Origin of the sequence: Leucothrix mucor DSM 2157, assembly GCF_000419525.1 — a bacterium.
GTDB lineage: Bacteria > Pseudomonadota > Gammaproteobacteria > Thiotrichales > Thiotrichaceae > Leucothrix > Leucothrix mucor.
In genome coordinates this window covers 1,523,433-1,538,555 of record NZ_ATTE01000001.1, presented here as the reverse complement: position 1 = coordinate 1,538,555, position 15,123 = coordinate 1,523,433, and the positions used below count along the sequence as shown (strand labels likewise).

Below are 15,123 nucleotides of genomic sequence, written 5' to 3'. Positions count from 1 at the left end.
GGAAGGTCAAGCGGGTTTTTGAATGAATAGTGCGTGCATGCGCTCGGCGATTGCTGCGAAGTCTGCATGTTGTTGGCTGAGGGATTCGAGCAGTGGTAGGTTTTGGTTAATTGCGAGGTCGACCTCTTCAGCCACTTGTTCGAGTTGTTGCTTACTCAGCTGGCAGTGATTAAGCCCGAAACGGTGTAATACCTTGGCTTTTGGCCAGCGCTTTGTACCAGTTAAGCTCAATGCCATGGTGTCATTTGGCAGATACGGCACGGTACTGACGACATCGAAAATGGGTGCCAGACGGCGCTCCATGGCGGGGACTTCTCCCAGAGCCAGTCCTTGTAGATTTTTGTAGGTAACACCGGAGTTTTTCAAGTGTGCATCGCCATTACGCAAACGGATATTTAACAGCGTTAGTTTGTAAAAATCATAAAGCGCGGTTGTCACCAGCGATGGGGATACATATTGCCTGATCGTGTGGGTACAGGCTTCCAGCGTACTGTCGTATTTTTGGCGGGTGCCTTTGGCTTGCAGTACGCAAAAGTCTTCAAAGCCAAGAGGCTTATGCTGTTCGCTAATATCGAAGCGACGACTCAGCAGCAATTTTGCATTATCGCTGAGGTAAAACAGGGGCACTTCTAAACCAGCATCCCGAGCGATGCTCATACACACAAATTCGTTACAGGCTAAGTGAGGATAATCATCGCCCCAACTTTTAATAATGTAATGTTCAACTGGCAGTGTGAGATGGCCTTTGACTTCAATTAGCACTTTAGGCTGAACGCCCGCAACACCTGACGATTTAGCATAGCGCTGCAATAAACTACCAAACAACTGAGCATCTTGATTGCCCAGTATTTGCTGCAAACTAAGCTCATGATCGCCGCTTGGAGCCAGTGCTTGTCCGGGAGGCGCATAAGCTGCCCGACCGATCTGATTTCGCCCGAGTATGGTTAGTAGCGTGAGGTCGTCACTGCCGTATTGCTTTGCAGTCATTCGCTCAATGGCTTCGCGCAAGGCACCTTCGGGCAAATTCATTTGAAAAATAGGATGCAAATGAGCCTGCGGATAGCTTTCGCGTCGGGTCGGCATTGTGAGAGAAAGTGCTTCTGTCGCCTTGTCGTGATAGCTAAATGAGTAATTGCCATTTCGAGCGCTTAGCCAGCCACTTAGCTGCGTTGACTCGCCTACCGTGTAAACATCAACCTCGTTCATTGTGTGCAACCAGCTCTTCAAGCGTTGGCATGCCGACATTTTTAGCGTGCAATGTTTTACCCAATGCGGTTAGCACTCGCTCAACTTTACGAATGCCAATATCTGAGTAATCATCACGCTCCAGTGCGCCGATGGTGGTGCGATCAAGGTGCACGATATCCGCCAGTTGCTGCTGGCTTAAGCCCCGTGCTTTGCGGGCAGTGCGTATGGTTTGGCTAATATCGGATAGCATAAAGATGAATATATCCATCAAAATAGATTAAAAACCCATTATTGATGAATATATTCATCTTTTCAAGCGTATTGTGCAGAGTGGTTTATAAGCCTGAGAGTGCCTGGCTATTAAAAATCCGATCGCCTACAAACTGCGCACCGGCTTTGGTCAGGTGGCCGCCATCAAAAGAAATCAATTCTGCATCGGGCGTAAACACCGGGCAAGTGTTTTGCCCTGCGCCACAAATCAACGCGTATTGATCGACAAACATGGCCGCAGGTAAACGCTGGCTCAGACTTCGATTGTCATTTAAAAACTGCTGGTTAATCGGGTTGCGCACGTTTTTACGTTGGGCATCCGACATGCGTAGATAATGGCGCAACGAAATACGGCCAAAGCTTTTGCGGCCAACTACCACCAGTTTCTGGTTATCACGCAGTTCAAGGTTTTGAATGGTTTGCGGCAGTTTTGCCACGGCCCAACTGCGCCATAGCGAGGCGAAGATAATCACATCGGCATTTTCAATTTGCCGCTTGGATTTGGCCAGACTTTCGGATTTGGCGCATAAGGCTTCGTCTTTACTTTCAACGCCAGAGCCGGACGCATCCCCATAATATAGCTGGCATTGCGCAGGAATGTGGCGAGTTCGCACCTGATAGCCATTCAGGTGACCGTGCTCCATCGCGGAGTTTAAAAAGTCTTGCGCTTGGCTATCGCCAATAATCAGTACTTTTTTACGCCCATCGCCAGGGTTAAACGCTTTGTTTTGAATCGTTCCAAAGCGCGCCCGAACATAAGCCTTGTTTACATCAGGATCTGCCGCTTTGAGTAGGTCTTGGCTGGCCGCTTGCGCCGTATTCAAACTGAGCGTGGCAAACAAAACACCGGCTGCCGCAAGTGCTAGTACAGAAGCTGAAGTGAGTTTTTTATTTTTTATCATTGGTGAGTCCCCGAATTCATGGAATGTAGTCTGACCATGAGTTGGCCAATCAGTTCTAATTATTGAAAGTTTTTTCAACACCCGAGCGATGCGAACGACCGCTCGGGCATCAAATGGCTTAAGCGGGGTCGCTTAATTTCTGTAGTAAATACACGTGTTGTAAGGCTTGTTGCCGGGCGCGTTCTTTGAGATTCGCTGCGGCACTGTGCCCACCATCGATATTTTCATAGTACAAAAAGTCATAGCCCATATCTTCTAAACGCGCCGCCATTTTACGAGCGTGACCAGGGTGTACGCGGTCATCTTTGGTGGAGGTGACGAATAGAATTTCAGGGTAATCGGTATCAGCGTTGACATTGTGATAAGGCGAGATTGAGCGCAGGAATTGGCCTTCGGTTTCATCCTCAGGATTGCCATATTCACCCATCCAGGAGGCACCGGCCAGCAGCGTATGGAAGCGCAACATATCCAATAATGGCACGGCGCAAATCACGGCATTAAACAAATCCGGACGCTGGGTAAACATCACACCAACCAATAGACCGCCGTTAGAGCCGCCTTCAATACCCAGATGCTTTGGTGAGGTGATCTTTTTAGCGATCAGGTCTTCAGCCACGGCAATAAAGTCATCAAAGACTAATTGGCGCTTGGTTTTTAGTCCGGCCTGATGCCATTTTGGACCGAACTCGCCGCCGCCGCGAATATTGGCAATCACATACACGCCGCCCTGCTCTAGCCACAATCTGCCGCGTACGGCGGAGTAGCTTGGCGTTAATGAAATTTCGAATCCGCCATAGCCATACAAGAGCGTGGGATTGGTTCCGTCGAGCTTGCAGTGTTTATCGCGCACCACAAAGTACGGGACTTGCGTACCATCGCTGGAGGCGGCTTCAAACTGCTCCACGACCATGCTGGAGGCATCAAACCAGCTGGGCAATGACTTGGCTTCGCGCTGTGCTTGCGTGGCGGTGTTGTAGAGCCAGAGCGTGCTGGGCGATAAAAAGCCTTCGGTGATAATGAATGCTTCGTCTTCTTTGTCATTGGTCGCGCCGATATAGACTGAGCCGGTATCCGGAAAGTCTAATACCTCGGAGCGCCACTGGCTGCCATCCCAATCAAAGGCATAGGCTTTGCCCGCCACATTTTCAAAGATGCTGATCAGGAGTTTTGATTTACTTGCGCCAATGCTGCCCAGCGAGGAGCGCTCATTTGGCGAGTAGACCAGATTCAACGTGTCGATCTCGCCGGTTTTCATAAACGCATCAAAGGAGAATGACAGCAAGTCGCCATTTTTAAAGCCGCGCCAGTCTTCATTGATGCTCAGTAACAGCTGGCCTTTGAATAGTTCGTGGGTAGATGATTTATCGGGAATCGGTAAGCGGACGGGCTTTAAGGTGTCGCGTGGTAGCCAGTAGGCTTCTGAGGTGTAGAATGTCACCGCACGCTGCACCATGATCTCGTGGCGCTCATCGCTTAGCTCAAGGCTGTAAGCTTGTACTGCCACATCGCTCTGCTCACCGCGCATGAGCTCAGTGGCATCTTCCAGCGGCGTGCCGCGCTGCCAGAGCTTTACAATCATGGGATAGCCAGAATCGGTCAAGCTGCCTTCGCCGAAATCCACACCAATGAGTAAGTGGTCAGCGTCTAGCCAAGTGGCTGAGCCTTTGGACTCTTGGGTAACAAAGCCATCCTTCACAAAGCACTTGTTGGCGACATCAAATTCGCGGATCTGCTTGGCATCTTTACCGCCATCTGACAGGCTCACTAAGCATTTAGAATCGTCCGTGCTGAGCGTGTTGTTACCGGCGTAAACCCAGTTTTTACCTTCGGCTTCCGCCAGTGCATCGAAGTCGAGAATGGTTTCCCACTCTGGCGTATCGCTTAAATAGCTTTGCAGTGTAGTCGCTCGCCAGATGCCTCGCACATGGGTTTCATCTTGCCAGAAGTTATGCATTCTGCCATGGCGATAGGCCGCAAACGGGATCTTCTCTTTGGAGTTTAGAATCTCCAGCGCCTGGGCTTGCAGGGTATTGAAGCGATGGTCGGATTCCAGCCGCTCGGTCGATACATCATTCCACTCACGCACTTTGCTGAGTGCCTTATCGCCCAGTACTTCTTCGAGATATAGGTGGGATTCCAGATTAGGAGTGGTGTCCGGCGTCGTTATTGTTGTCATGGAACGCAATGCCTCTGAATGAAAGAATCCGTATCATTCCTGAAGCACCAGTAAGTGGCAAGGGATCTGGGTGACCATTTGGTAATTAATAAAGCAGTCACCCAGAAAATTCCTTGTTAAGCAAAGCGAGCGCTAAAGCCCTCACCCACAATCAGCACACCACCAATCGCAATGAGCAGCACGCTACAGCCAAAAGCAATCCACAGCACTTGTGCACGGCTTAGGAAGTTGCGATTACGGAATGGCTTTTCTACCCATCGCCAGCTGAGGTAGGCCAGTACAAAAGACAACACGCTCAGCCCGAGTAACGTAGTCACTGGCAACTCTTGCATATCGTTCAGGCGCGCATACACAAACAGTGGCTGATGCCAAAGGTACGCACTGTAAGAGATCAGCCCGATACCAACCAGCAGCGGGAATGACAGCAGCTTGCCCACCAACGTGTGCTTATCCGCACACAGAATAATCAATGCCGTACCCAGCACCGGGACTAAGGCATACAGGCTTGGAAATGGAATGGTTTTATCGAAAATGGTGATCGAGTACAGCAGCATTAATAAACCCGCGCCGCTGCCCACTTGCTTGAGTGTGGTGTTGTTTAACTGGCTATGCTGCAAGTAAAAAGCGCAGAACACACCCGCCATTAACTCCCAAGCGCGCGATGGAATTAAGAAGAAATTGGCTTCCGGCGCATTACGCCATGCCCATTCACTAAATAGCAAACTGGCGATACCCACTATCACTAATACGGCTAAGCGCTTGGCTTTAAACCAGGCAATACTCCAGATCATAAACAGCGGGAAGACTAAGTAGAACTGTTCCTCAACCGCCAAGCTCCAAGTATGTAGCAGAGGAAGGTATTCAGAGGTTTGAGCGAAGTAATCACTCTGCATCCAAAATAGAAAGTTGGAGGCGAACAGTCCCACGGCGGCGAGGCTTTGCCCGTAATCGACCAGCTCTTCCGGCAGTAGTAGCTGCCATGCGCCAATAATACTGAGTAGCATCACTAGCATGAGTGCAGGAAGAATACGCCGCACTCGTCGCTCGTAAAAGCCTGCCAGCGTAAAACTGTCCTTGGCTTGCTCGTTTAAAATAATGGAGGTAATCAGATAGCCACTGATTACAAAGAAAATATCGACTCCCACAAAGCCACCACCAAAACCGGCAATGCCCGCATGAAACAGCACAACGGGAATCACCGCTACTGCCCTGAGTCCGTCAATTTCTGCCCGATATTGCATCGCTTACCTAATCCTTGGCGTTGGCCTTATTTTTAATGGCGGCTGATGGCTATGTTCCCCTATAGAAGGTCGCTTACAGCTGCCAGTTTATGGGTGTTTTACCATGCTGTTGCAGGTAGTCATTCGTCTTTGAAAACGGTTTGCTGCCCCAAAATCCGCGATAAGCCGCTAATGGCGAGGGGTGAGCGCTTTTAATGACACAATGCTTATCGGCATCAATAAAGGCGGCTTTCTTTTGTGCGTAGCTACCCCAGAGGATAAATACCACTGATTCGGCTTGTTCATTTATTGCACGAATGATCGCATCCGTAAAGCCTTCCCAGCCCTTCCCTTGGTGCGAATTGGCATTGCCTGCTTCAACAGTCAGAACAGCATTTAATAAAAACACGCCCTGCTCAGCCCACGGCTGCAGATACGCGGCGTGTGTATTATTGATACCTAAATCGTCAATTAGTTCTTTATTAATATTTTGCAGCGACTTAGGTAAGGGTTTGACTTCCGGCATTGCCGAAAAACATAAGCCATGAGCATGGCCGGGGGTTGGGTATGGGTCTTGCCCTAAGATCACGACTTTGACCTGATCAAACGGCGTGCTGTTCAGCGCATTAAACCATAATGAACTGTGCGGCAGAATTGTCTTGTGGGCGGCTTTTTCTTGCGCCAAAAAAGTTTTGAGTTGTTGCATGTATGGCTGATCAAATTCGGATTTAATCACCGCTAACCAGCTCGGATGCAGGTCTACTGTTGTATTCATAAGCTTTTCTCCTAACCCCAAAACCAAAAGCGGCCGGAATAAATCCGGCCGCCTTTGTCTAACTCAAACGTTTAGCCGCTATTACTTAGCTGCTTCGCGCTCTTTAGTCTCTTTGATTACTGCTTCAGAAACGTTCTTAGGACATGGTGAGTAGTGCGCGAACTCCATAGAGAACTGACCACGACCAGAAGTCATAGTACGCAAGTCACCGATGTAACCAAACATTTCGCTCAATGGGACTTCCGCTTTAATACGAACACCCGTTGGGCCAGATTCCTGAGACTTGATCATGCCGCGACGACGGTTAAGGTCACCGATAACATCACCAACGTGATCTTCAGGAGTAAACACGTCAACTGCCATGATTGGCTCGATCAACTGAGGACCAGCCTTAGGGATCGATTGACGGTATGCGCCTTTAGCAGCAATTTCAAACGCTAGTGCAGAGGAGTCAACCGCGTGGAAAGCACCATCGATTAGCGTTACTTTAACGTCTAAGCATGGGAATCCAGCAAGCACACCTTTAACCATGCTTGTTTTGAAACCTTTCTCAACAGCAGGCCAGAATTCGCGAGGAACGTTACCACCGGTAACCTTAGACTCGAATGCGAAACCTTCGCCTGGCTCGTTTGGCTCGATGATGTAGTCGATCTTACCGAACTGTCCAGAACCACCAGACTGCTTCTTGTGCGTGTAGCTGTCTTCACAAGACTGAGTAATTGTTTCGCGGTATGCAACCTGAGGCTTACCAACAACAACGTCAACACCGTGAGTACGCTTCATGATGTCAATCTTAATGTCCAGGTGAAGCTCACCCATTCCTTTAAGGATTGTCTCACCAGAATCTTCGTCAGTCTCAACCTGGAACGTAGGATCTTCAGCAACCATCTTACCGATTGCGATACCCATCTTCTCAGCACCGGCTTTATCTTTAGGCGCTACTGCGATAGAGATAACTGGCTCTGGGAACACCATTGGCTCAAGTGTTGCTGGGAACTTAGGATCACATAAGGTGTGACCAGTCTGAACGTTCTTCATACCCAAGACAGCAACGATGTCACCAGCTTGTGCAGAGTCTAGCTCGATACGATCATCCGCTGACATCTCAACGATACGACCGATACGCTCAGTCTTACCAGTGAAGCTGTTCAGGATAGTCTGACCCTTTTCAAGACGGCCAGAGTAAATACGGATAAAGGTCAGGGCACCGTAACGGTCATCCATGATCTTAAATGCCAATGCGCGCAATGGCTTATCTGGATCAACAATTGCGAATTGACCGGTCTCGTTACCTTCCTCGTCCACTTCTGGCTGAGGATCAACTTCAACCGGGTTAGGCAGGTAATCAACAACTGCATCCAGTACCAACTGAACACCTTTGTTCTTAAACGCAGAACCACAGTATGTTGGGAAGAATGACAAGTCACGAGTACCCTTACGGATACACTTCTTGATAACGTCCATTTCTGGCTCAGTACCGTCAAGGTACAGCTCCATTGCGTCATCATCCATTTCAACAGCCGTTTCGATTAGCTTCTCACGGTACTCTTCTACCTGATCAACCATATCGGCTGGAACGTCTTCGATTGTGTACTTAGTTGGGTCACCAGAACCATCCCAAACCCAAGCTTTGCGAGTCAACAGGTCAACCACACCAACGAAGTCATCTTCGCGGCCAATTGGTAGAACCATGATTAACGGGCGAGCAGCCAGTACGTCTTCAACCTGCTTTACAACACGGAAGAAGTCAGCACCCAGACGGTCTAATTTGTTAACAAAGATAACACGTGCTACTTCTGAATCGTTCGCATAGCGCCAGTTAGTCTCTGACTGTGGCTCTACACCACCAGATCCACAAAATACACCTACGCCGCCATCAAGTACTTTCAGAGAACGATAAACTTCAACTGTGAAGTCAACGTGGCCCGGTGTATCGATAACGTTTAAACGATGGCCTTTCCACTCACAGCTTACTGCTGCAGACTGGATAGTAATACCACGCTCCGCTTCCTGCTCCATGAAGTCAGTGGTCGATTCACCGTCATGAACCTCACCGATCTTGTGGATTTTTCCAGTCAAGCTCAGGATACGTTCAGTAGTGGTTGTTTTACCCGCATCAACATGGGCAAAAATACCAATGTTGCGGTAACGCGTTAGGTCTTTCATGTCTGTACTCTAAATATTGTCAGGCGAAAAAAATTACTGGCGCTGTTGTAAGTTGTTTAATACTCTCAACAACCCAGCCCGCAACCGTCAAGTAAATCAATCGCTTAACGTAGGTGGCTGTTTGTCCAGCTTGGAAAACGGGGTATTCTAACCAAAAACCACCCTCCAGTGCTAAGAAATTATGTTGTAATTGGCAAGATTTTTAAAAATAATCCGCCGCCTTACCACAAATGGAGAGTCAAATGACACAAAATGCCGATTGGCAACGCCGCTTCGGTGGGATCGCCCGCCTGTATGGCGATCACGGCTTACAACAATTAGCCAATAGCCACGTGTGTGTCATCGGGGTTGGTGGTGTTGGCTCATGGGCTTGCGAGGCATTAGCTCGTAGCGCCATCGGCGAAATTACCCTGATTGATTTGGACGTGGTGGCGGAGTCTAACATTAACCGCCAGCTCCCGGCTATGACCAGCACCTTAGGTAGAGATAAAACCGCCGTTCTGGCCGATCGCATTCGTGAAATTAACCCGAACTGCATGATTAATATCATAGACGACTTCATTACCGAAGAAAATACCGCGACCTTTCTGGGGGAGAATCTGGACTTTGTGATTGACTGCATTGATAGCTCGCGGGTTAAAGCCGCACTGATCAATCACTGCAAACGTAAGAAGATTAAAGTGATTACCTTAGGCGGTGCCGGCGGGCAGATAGACCCCAGCCTAATTAAGGTCGCTGATCTCAGCCAAACCAAGCAAGATCCCCTGCTCTCCAGAACCCGAAAACTGCTTCGTATGGAATATGACTTTAGTACAAATCTGAAACGTCGCTTTGGGGTGTTGTGTGTGTACTCTGAGGAAGCGCAGCGCTATGCAACGGATGAAGGCTCATTTAGTTATAACAAGCCTTCCGGAACCGGTACGAACTTATCATGCGCCGGTGGCTTAGGCTCTTGTATGACGGTGACCGCAAGCTTTGCATTGCTGGCGGTCTCTGAAGTGTTAAAGCGCTTAACAGCTAAACCGGTTAGTGATGAAAGCTAGCCAATAATTTGGCAACCGGCTTTGGCAGCTCTGCGGCTTTTAAGGCTCGCAACTGCCGCCCTACCAAAGCGCGTAAACGGCGGTAGCTGCGCATAGTAATCGATTGCCAACCGCGCTTAAGCCATAAGGTTTCGTATACTGGCTCTGACTCGCACTTAAAGCGTGACTTGTAAGACTGATCACCATCGGCACTCAAATAATCGTACTGGTGATAACCTTCATCCGCCATTGCCTGAATTTCCAGAATATCGAACACCACCATCGGTGAAAATCGCTTGTCATCCTGACTACTGAAACCACTTTGATAGCTATAACAGCGCTGCTTGAAGTTAAAGTTATGGACCGCGGCGATGGGCTCACCATCGTGATACATCACTCGGATATCAATAATGCCCTTATCCAGCAATCGATTGAACAGGGTTTGATGGAAGGTTTTAAATGGCCCTGAGTCGAAAATACTGGAGCTATCCCTATCCTGCCAGCGGTCGCGATGCAGGCGCTCTAAAATCTCCAGCGCTTCATGTGGGTCATCAAAGTCATTGGCGGAGCGAATTTCAATATCACCGGCATTCTGCATACGCGTTAGCCGTGAACGGAACTGCTTGCGCATGGACTTACTGAGGCTTTGCACATACTCCTCCGCATTATCCGGCAATTGGATCGCATAGGAGTTGCTACTGCTCACGGTATAATGATCGAAGGCTTTAGAGAGCTTCTGCTGCATGTCGGACAGGACAGAGTTACCCAGCATGAAACGGAACTGACCGATATTCCAATCTTGCTCATGGGTGAGTAAGTATTCCACCAGCGCACTAACGACCACGGGGCGTGATTCGGCTAGCGAGATGACATCAGGATAATGGCTGACTACTTCATCATCGCGATGCTCGCCCTCACCTAACATGCGCAGACGACCGCGCAACATCCAATGGGAGTTATCGATATAAAATGGCGCAATCGCCAGCAGCTTGTCGCCGTCGTAAACCGCTAAAACTAACAGGCGGTAATCAGGCTTTTGGTAGACTTCCCACCACGTGAAAATCCATTCCCATAGAAGAAACGGCTGCGGATGGATAGACTGCTCGACCAGCGTATTCCACTGCGAATGAAGTGCACGAAACTGCTCGACACAATCGATACAGTCGACACGGATCTGATTTTCCAAACAAAAACTCCCTTATCATTTTATTTTTCTGGGGTTTATAACTAATCGGGATTAGAGACTATGAGTGGCGTGGACTCAACTTTTCCCGACTAGCTGGGTGTTTGGTGGTTTATTTAGACATTGAGGATTCTGATAGTGGCCGCAGACGCTCTTTTGTAATACAGATCAACCTTAGTCATACTGATTTTCTAAACAACAACCCTAGGGATTATGGGCATTACCCCGCAATCCATTGATTCAAAATGTTCACAGCTACGGGGGCGAAAGCCTCTAACTTTCCATCAACAGCTTGTGAAATATCATCAATGATAAGCTCTATTAACTCGTTATCTTCCAACCCCTCTTCAGGGTCCACTCCATTGGTAAACAATAGGACATTCACAAGATTCCTTCGCTTCTCAATCAAGCTACGGTTATTTTGCTCCGTATCACCAAGATTTAGTACTTTGATTGCTTCCGTTGCCCGTTGCGTTGTACCGACTACCCGGCCGCTTAGCTTGAACACAAGTTCAGATTCACACTCAGGCATAAAGGGGGTGAGCGGCAGTGGTAATGAGCCGTGTGCATCGTCGCACTGCTTTGGCGTTTTACAGCTAGCAACAATATTCGTAAAGTCCAGACTTCGACTTGGGGCCAGCCGCCTTGCCTCAACATGTTCGTTCATGCTGTCACCATCACCAGAGAGTGATTGACCACAATAGGCACAGAGATAGAGCTGCTCTTCGAGGCAAGCTTTTCTAATTGCCACACGTAGTTCGCGACCTGCTTTACCAGTCAAGCCTTTATAATCGCTATTGGGATTATGTCGTTTCCATTGCCTCAGCAACTCTGGCTCGAAGCCCTCGCGTTTAAGGATTCTTCGCATGACGTAACGCCTGTTTACGCAGTATTAGCCGAGCTTTTGCTAGCTCCATATTGCTTGCGGGCAATTCAGCCTCCAGCCCGTCCAATAGTTCATTTGCGGTATCAATATCAGCATCATGAATCGCATCGAGTAAATTATTCAGTTTGATATTGATCTGAGCGTTGCGGACATCGGTATCCATAATTTCCAACAACACGGTATTAGCATCTTCACCATACAAAGGAGGCAGCTTTTTAATGTCGTCGCCATCAATCATATACGTCAGGGTATTTTTGCTGTCGCTGATTACCAATGGCGAGTGGGTTGTCAATACAAACTGGCAATTGGGAAACGTTGTAGTCAATTGTTGAACTAGAGTGCGCTGCCACTTCGGGTGCAGATGCATATCCACTTCATCAATCAGCACCACCCCGTCCCCCATTAACGGATTATCTAAGGCGGGATTCATAACGGCCAAGCGTCGTGCAATATCACCAACTAAGGCCATCAGAGACTTTTCGCCTTGTGACAACTGTGCGACATCCAGCGTCAGATCTCCCTTATCAATGGCCATGTGTAGACGCGGCTTGCGTTTAACACGAAGGTTTGAAAACTCAGGCATAAAATTGTACAAAGCCGACCTTACTGCATTTAGTTGTCGATCTTTGGTTGACGCTTTTAGTTCTTTGAGTTTTGCCCAAGTTTCTTCATTATCACCGAGTACTGCCCGAATTTTTTCAAATACATCTTCCGAAAGTCCCGACTCGTTTTCGGTATCTTCACGCTCTCTGTACCATTCAAAGAAACGTCGAAAATCAACACCCTGACTCAACGATTTATCATAGCCATCGAGTTGACGAAAGCTGTGTTTGCCTCGAATTTTTAGCGGGATCTCAATAACTACCCGTTCCACTGAGTAAAATGCGATTAAGGGCAGCGATGCATCTTCATTTTCAGTGAGTAAACTACGGTAATAACCTGCAAGATTGGTTGCACCCAAGAGGTCCGTTTTAAATTCACCCTTACGGCCTTTACGTGCTTTTGTTACGCTCCAACTTACGTTAGTACGAGGATTGGTAGGATACTCAACAGAGTCATCTTCAAGAACATCCCAAAACGGATCACCACGATCGTTACAGACTTCCAGTTCAATAGCTGCAGACGATTTTCCGTTTTTAATGACCAACTCAGGAATTGGAGTACCGACGCCACGCTCACTTTGGATTCGCGCGACTAACCAGCTTAGGGAGGTTGCTAAAGACTTCAGAATCGACGTTTTTCCTGAGCCATTATTACCAACCAGTACGGTGACATTGCCCTTTAAGTCTTCAAGCGGAGCAAGATCCAGCGTTAGCTCGGAAAAGCGCCCGATATTATGCAGCGTTATTTGCTTTACTTCCATTTTTCCTATCCTGAGTGTGAAGCTCTACTTTAACTCAGGGTTTTCCTGAGTGATATCCCATTTTCCAAATGAATGACTTCATACGGATTCCTAAAGAAACCGCCTAAGCAGGCGCTGTATTCCCTGCTTTCAAAATAGCCAAAAACGCCTGCACTTTCGGGCTCCGATGCAGACTCCCATGCGTCACTAACCAATGCTCAATATCCCAATCCGGCTTCGACTCAAACACCTGTACCAAATCAGGATAGCTGCTAGCCTGATGCGTCAGCATAAACGCAATCCCCACGCCATTGAGCACCGCCTGCAATCCAACTAGCGAGTCGTTATACCGAAACACCACATTCTCAGCAGGCACGTGTTTTAGCATCCAATGATGAAATGCCGGTTTGCTGTTCTGGTCATCTAAACCAATAAAGGCATGTTTGGAAAACTCGGTTTCATCAGCAGGAATTCCGTATTTAGCAACATAATCCTTATGCGCAAACATGCCTATGCGATGAGTCAGAAATGGCTGAACCACATTATCCGGCTGATCGGGCTTCGGGCCAGTGCGTACTGCAATATGCGCTTCACCATATTCTAATTTAAAGAGCTTATCGCTGGTTAGATAGCGCACGGTAATCTTGGGATGGTTTTCCTGAAACTGTTTTAGCGCAGGCAGTAAAGCCGGTGCCACCATACTCAATGAGGTTACAATAAACTCACCACTAAGCTCTGCCGAGCGGCCACGGGTACGGCCTAACAACTGGCTAAATTGCTCATCAGTTGCTTGTGCCACGCGCATCAAATCTAAGCCCGCTTCAGTGGGTACATAGCCTCGCGCATTGCGCTGAAATAGCTTTTCACCAAATTCTTTTTCTAATAAGTCGATGTGGCGAAGTACGGTGGCTCGATGCACGCCGAGCGCTTCTGCAGCTGCACTAATGGTGCCGGAGCGCGCAACTTGATACGCTGTTTTGATTTCAGTCCATCGGTTCATTGCCGTATTAGCTCCTTTGCAAAAACGCACACATACTGTTGAAACTAGCGCATTGTATCAATTTTTGCAGCAGACTATAGTACTCCCATAAACAGAGGCACTGATAAGCCTCAAACAACCACACAATGATATTAAGGGTACACCTATGAAAATTTTAGCCTTTGCAGCAAGCAACAGCCGTCATTCCATTAATAAGCAATTAGTTAGCCATGCCGCCGATGTTTACAAAACAGAAATCGACACGCAAGCTGATATTGAAATTCTGGATTTAAATGATTACGAGATGCCGATTTTCAGCGTTGATCGTGAAGAAGAAAGCGGCGTGCAACCACTCGCGCAGCAGTTTCATGACAAGATCGGCGCGGCGGATGCGATTTTAATCTCTTATGCTGAGCACAATGGTTCGTACACGGCTGCGTATAAAAACATTTTCGATTGGACGTCACGCATCAATCCAAAAGTCTTTCAGGGTAAGCCAATGCTGATTATGTCTGCCTCACCTGGCCCAGGTGGTGCTGCCAGTGTACTGAAAGTCGCAACCGATTCGGCACCCTATTTTACCGCAGATGTGCGAGGCAGTTTTTCAGTCGGCCCGTTTTCTGCAAAGTTTGACGTAGACGCAGGCAAATTAATTGATCCGGAACTAGCGGAACAGCTGCGCACTGCACTCAATAACCTGAAATAAGCCAAAAAATATTAACCGCGCAAACTACTGATAAGGAACGCAAGCCATGCCTCAACAAGCACATTCGCCATTGTTAAAAGTATCCTCAGTATTGTGGATTGTTTGGGGTTTGGTACACACGGCCTTGTTGTTGGGTGCACTGTCTGAGTTGGACTATTTTTCTGCGGTAAGCTCAAGCGTCTATACGGCGTCGGTAGATTTTGGCCATTATGGCTATGCTATTTCAGGCACACTGCTCGCCATGGTATTGGCGGCAGCGGCTTTTAGCAGTCATCTTCGCGGGATGCGAAGCGCCGTTCAGGCTTGAA

The 15,123-nt window shown here is 48.2% G+C and carries 14 protein-coding genes; 3 read left to right on the top strand and 11 right to left on the bottom strand.

Annotated features, from left to right (window positions below; all coding sequences use genetic code 11):
* Window positions 1-6: 6 nt before the first annotated feature.
* From LEUMU_RS0106850 to fusA, 7 genes are all read right to left on the bottom strand, one after another.
* Entirely contained in the window at window positions 7-1,206 is a 1,200-nt protein-coding gene (locus LEUMU_RS0106850; protein WP_022951535.1) for a type II toxin-antitoxin system HipA family toxin, read from the bottom strand.
* Window positions 1,193-1,438: a helix-turn-helix transcriptional regulator gene (locus tag LEUMU_RS0106845; RefSeq protein ID WP_022951534.1), complete on the bottom strand. Its 246-nt coding sequence runs from the start codon at window positions 1,436-1,438 to the stop codon at window positions 1,193-1,195. Before LEUMU_RS0106845 ends, LEUMU_RS0106850 begins: the two co-directional genes overlap by 14 nt.
* Before the next feature lie 85 nt (window positions 1,439-1,523).
* Entirely contained in the window at window positions 1,524-2,360 is an 837-nt protein-coding gene (locus LEUMU_RS0106840; protein WP_022951533.1) for an SGNH hydrolase domain-containing protein, read from the bottom strand.
* Between the two features lie 118 nt (window positions 2,361-2,478).
* Entirely contained in the window at window positions 2,479-4,536 is a 2,058-nt protein-coding gene (locus LEUMU_RS25020) for a prolyl oligopeptidase family serine peptidase (protein ID WP_022951532.1), read from the bottom strand.
* Between the two features lie 116 nt (window positions 4,537-4,652).
* The gene (locus tag LEUMU_RS25015) at window positions 4,653-5,777 is read right to left on the bottom strand and encodes an acyltransferase family protein (protein WP_040503955.1); all 1,125 of its coding nucleotides are present in this window, start codon (window positions 5,775-5,777) and stop codon (window positions 4,653-4,655) included.
* A gap of 73 nt (window positions 5,778-5,850) precedes the next feature.
* Complete coding sequence (gene ung / locus LEUMU_RS0106825; RefSeq protein ID WP_022951531.1) at window positions 5,851-6,531, bottom strand: uracil-DNA glycosylase; 681 nt, start codon at window positions 6,529-6,531, stop codon at window positions 5,851-5,853.
* Between the two features lie 81 nt (window positions 6,532-6,612).
* Entirely contained in the window at window positions 6,613-8,697 is a 2,085-nt protein-coding gene (fusA, locus tag LEUMU_RS0106820; RefSeq protein ID WP_022951530.1) for an elongation factor G, read from the bottom strand.
* A 242-nt stretch (window positions 8,698-8,939) separates the two neighbouring features.
* Here fusA and tcdA point away from each other — a divergent pair, with 242 nt between their 5' ends.
* Complete coding sequence (gene tcdA, locus LEUMU_RS0106815) at window positions 8,940-9,740, top strand: tRNA cyclic N6-threonylcarbamoyladenosine(37) synthase TcdA (protein WP_022951529.1); 801 nt, start codon at window positions 8,940-8,942, stop codon at window positions 9,738-9,740.
* On the opposite strand, the gene LEUMU_RS0106810 is transcribed toward tcdA, so the two are convergent.
* The 4 genes from LEUMU_RS0106810 to LEUMU_RS0106795 all read right to left on the bottom strand — a co-directional run bounded on the left by LEUMU_RS0106810 (window position 9,724) and on the right by LEUMU_RS0106795 (window position 14,130).
* Entirely contained in the window at window positions 9,724-10,905 is a 1,182-nt protein-coding gene (locus tag LEUMU_RS0106810; protein WP_022951528.1) for a GNAT family N-acetyltransferase, read from the bottom strand. The genes tcdA and LEUMU_RS0106810 overlap by 17 nt on opposite strands.
* Window positions 10,906-11,122: 217 nt before the next feature.
* Window positions 11,123-11,770 carry an HNH endonuclease family protein gene (locus LEUMU_RS0106805; protein ID WP_026744556.1) on the bottom strand — a complete coding sequence of 216 codons (648 nt, stop codon included), beginning with the start codon at window positions 11,768-11,770 and terminating at the stop codon, window positions 11,123-11,125.
* Window positions 11,754-13,151, bottom strand: coding sequence for an AAA family ATPase (locus tag LEUMU_RS0106800; protein WP_022951527.1), 1,398 nt, complete (start codon window positions 13,149-13,151; stop codon window positions 11,754-11,756). The genes LEUMU_RS0106805 and LEUMU_RS0106800 overlap by 17 nt, the downstream gene beginning before the upstream one ends.
* 103 nt (window positions 13,152-13,254) lie before the next feature.
* Entirely contained in the window at window positions 13,255-14,130 is an 876-nt protein-coding gene (locus tag LEUMU_RS0106795; protein WP_022951526.1) for a LysR family transcriptional regulator, read from the bottom strand.
* Window positions 14,131-14,275: 145 nt separating this feature from the next.
* Between LEUMU_RS0106795 and LEUMU_RS0106790 the strand changes: the two genes are divergently transcribed.
* Both LEUMU_RS0106790 and LEUMU_RS0106785 read left to right on the top strand, forming a co-directional pair.
* Window positions 14,276-14,815, top strand: coding sequence for an NADPH-dependent FMN reductase (locus tag LEUMU_RS0106790; protein WP_022951525.1), 540 nt, complete (start codon window positions 14,276-14,278; stop codon window positions 14,813-14,815).
* A 46-nt stretch (window positions 14,816-14,861) separates the two neighbouring features.
* Window positions 14,862-15,122 (top strand): hypothetical protein, encoded by a 261-nt coding sequence (locus tag LEUMU_RS0106785; RefSeq protein WP_022951524.1) that lies wholly within the window; start codon window positions 14,862-14,864, stop codon window positions 15,120-15,122.
* Window position 15,123 lies beyond the last annotated feature (1 nt).

Excerpts from the sequence above, each read along its gene's own strand:
- LEUMU_RS0106800 (WP_022951527.1), bottom strand. The coding sequence starts at position 13,151 with ATGGAAGTAAAGCAAATAACGCTGCATAATATCGGGCGCTTTTCCGAG.
- LEUMU_RS0106795 (WP_022951526.1), bottom strand. The coding sequence starts at position 14,130 with ATGAACCGATGGACTGAAATCAAAACAGCGTATCAAGTTGCGCGCTCC.
- LEUMU_RS0106790 (WP_022951525.1), top strand. The coding sequence starts at position 14,276 with ATGAAAATTTTAGCCTTTGCAGCAAGCAACAGCCGTCATTCCATTAAT.
- ung (WP_022951531.1), bottom strand. The coding sequence starts at position 6,531 with ATGAATACAACAGTAGACCTGCATCCGAGCTGGTTAGCGGTGATTAAA.
- LEUMU_RS0106805 (WP_026744556.1), bottom strand. The coding sequence starts at position 11,770 with ATGCGAAGAATCCTTAAACGCGAGGGCTTCGAGCCAGAGTTGCTGAGG.
- LEUMU_RS25020 (WP_022951532.1), bottom strand. The coding sequence starts at position 4,536 with ATGACAACAATAACGACGCCGGACACCACTCCTAATCTGGAATCCCAC.
- LEUMU_RS0106840 (WP_022951533.1), bottom strand. The coding sequence starts at position 2,360 with ATGATAAAAAATAAAAAACTCACTTCAGCTTCTGTACTAGCACTTGCG.
- LEUMU_RS0106785 (WP_022951524.1), top strand. The coding sequence starts at position 14,862 with ATGCCTCAACAAGCACATTCGCCATTGTTAAAAGTATCCTCAGTATTG.
- LEUMU_RS25015 (WP_040503955.1), bottom strand. The coding sequence starts at position 5,777 with ATGCAATATCGGGCAGAAATTGACGGACTCAGGGCAGTAGCGGTGATT.
- LEUMU_RS0106845 (WP_022951534.1), bottom strand. The coding sequence starts at position 1,438 with ATGCTATCCGATATTAGCCAAACCATACGCACTGCCCGCAAAGCACGG.
- LEUMU_RS0106850 (WP_022951535.1), bottom strand. The coding sequence starts at position 1,206 with ATGAACGAGGTTGATGTTTACACGGTAGGCGAGTCAACGCAGCTAAGT.
- tcdA (WP_022951529.1), top strand. The coding sequence starts at position 8,940 with ATGACACAAAATGCCGATTGGCAACGCCGCTTCGGTGGGATCGCCCGC.
- fusA (WP_022951530.1), bottom strand. The coding sequence starts at position 8,697 with ATGAAAGACCTAACGCGTTACCGCAACATTGGTATTTTTGCCCATGTT.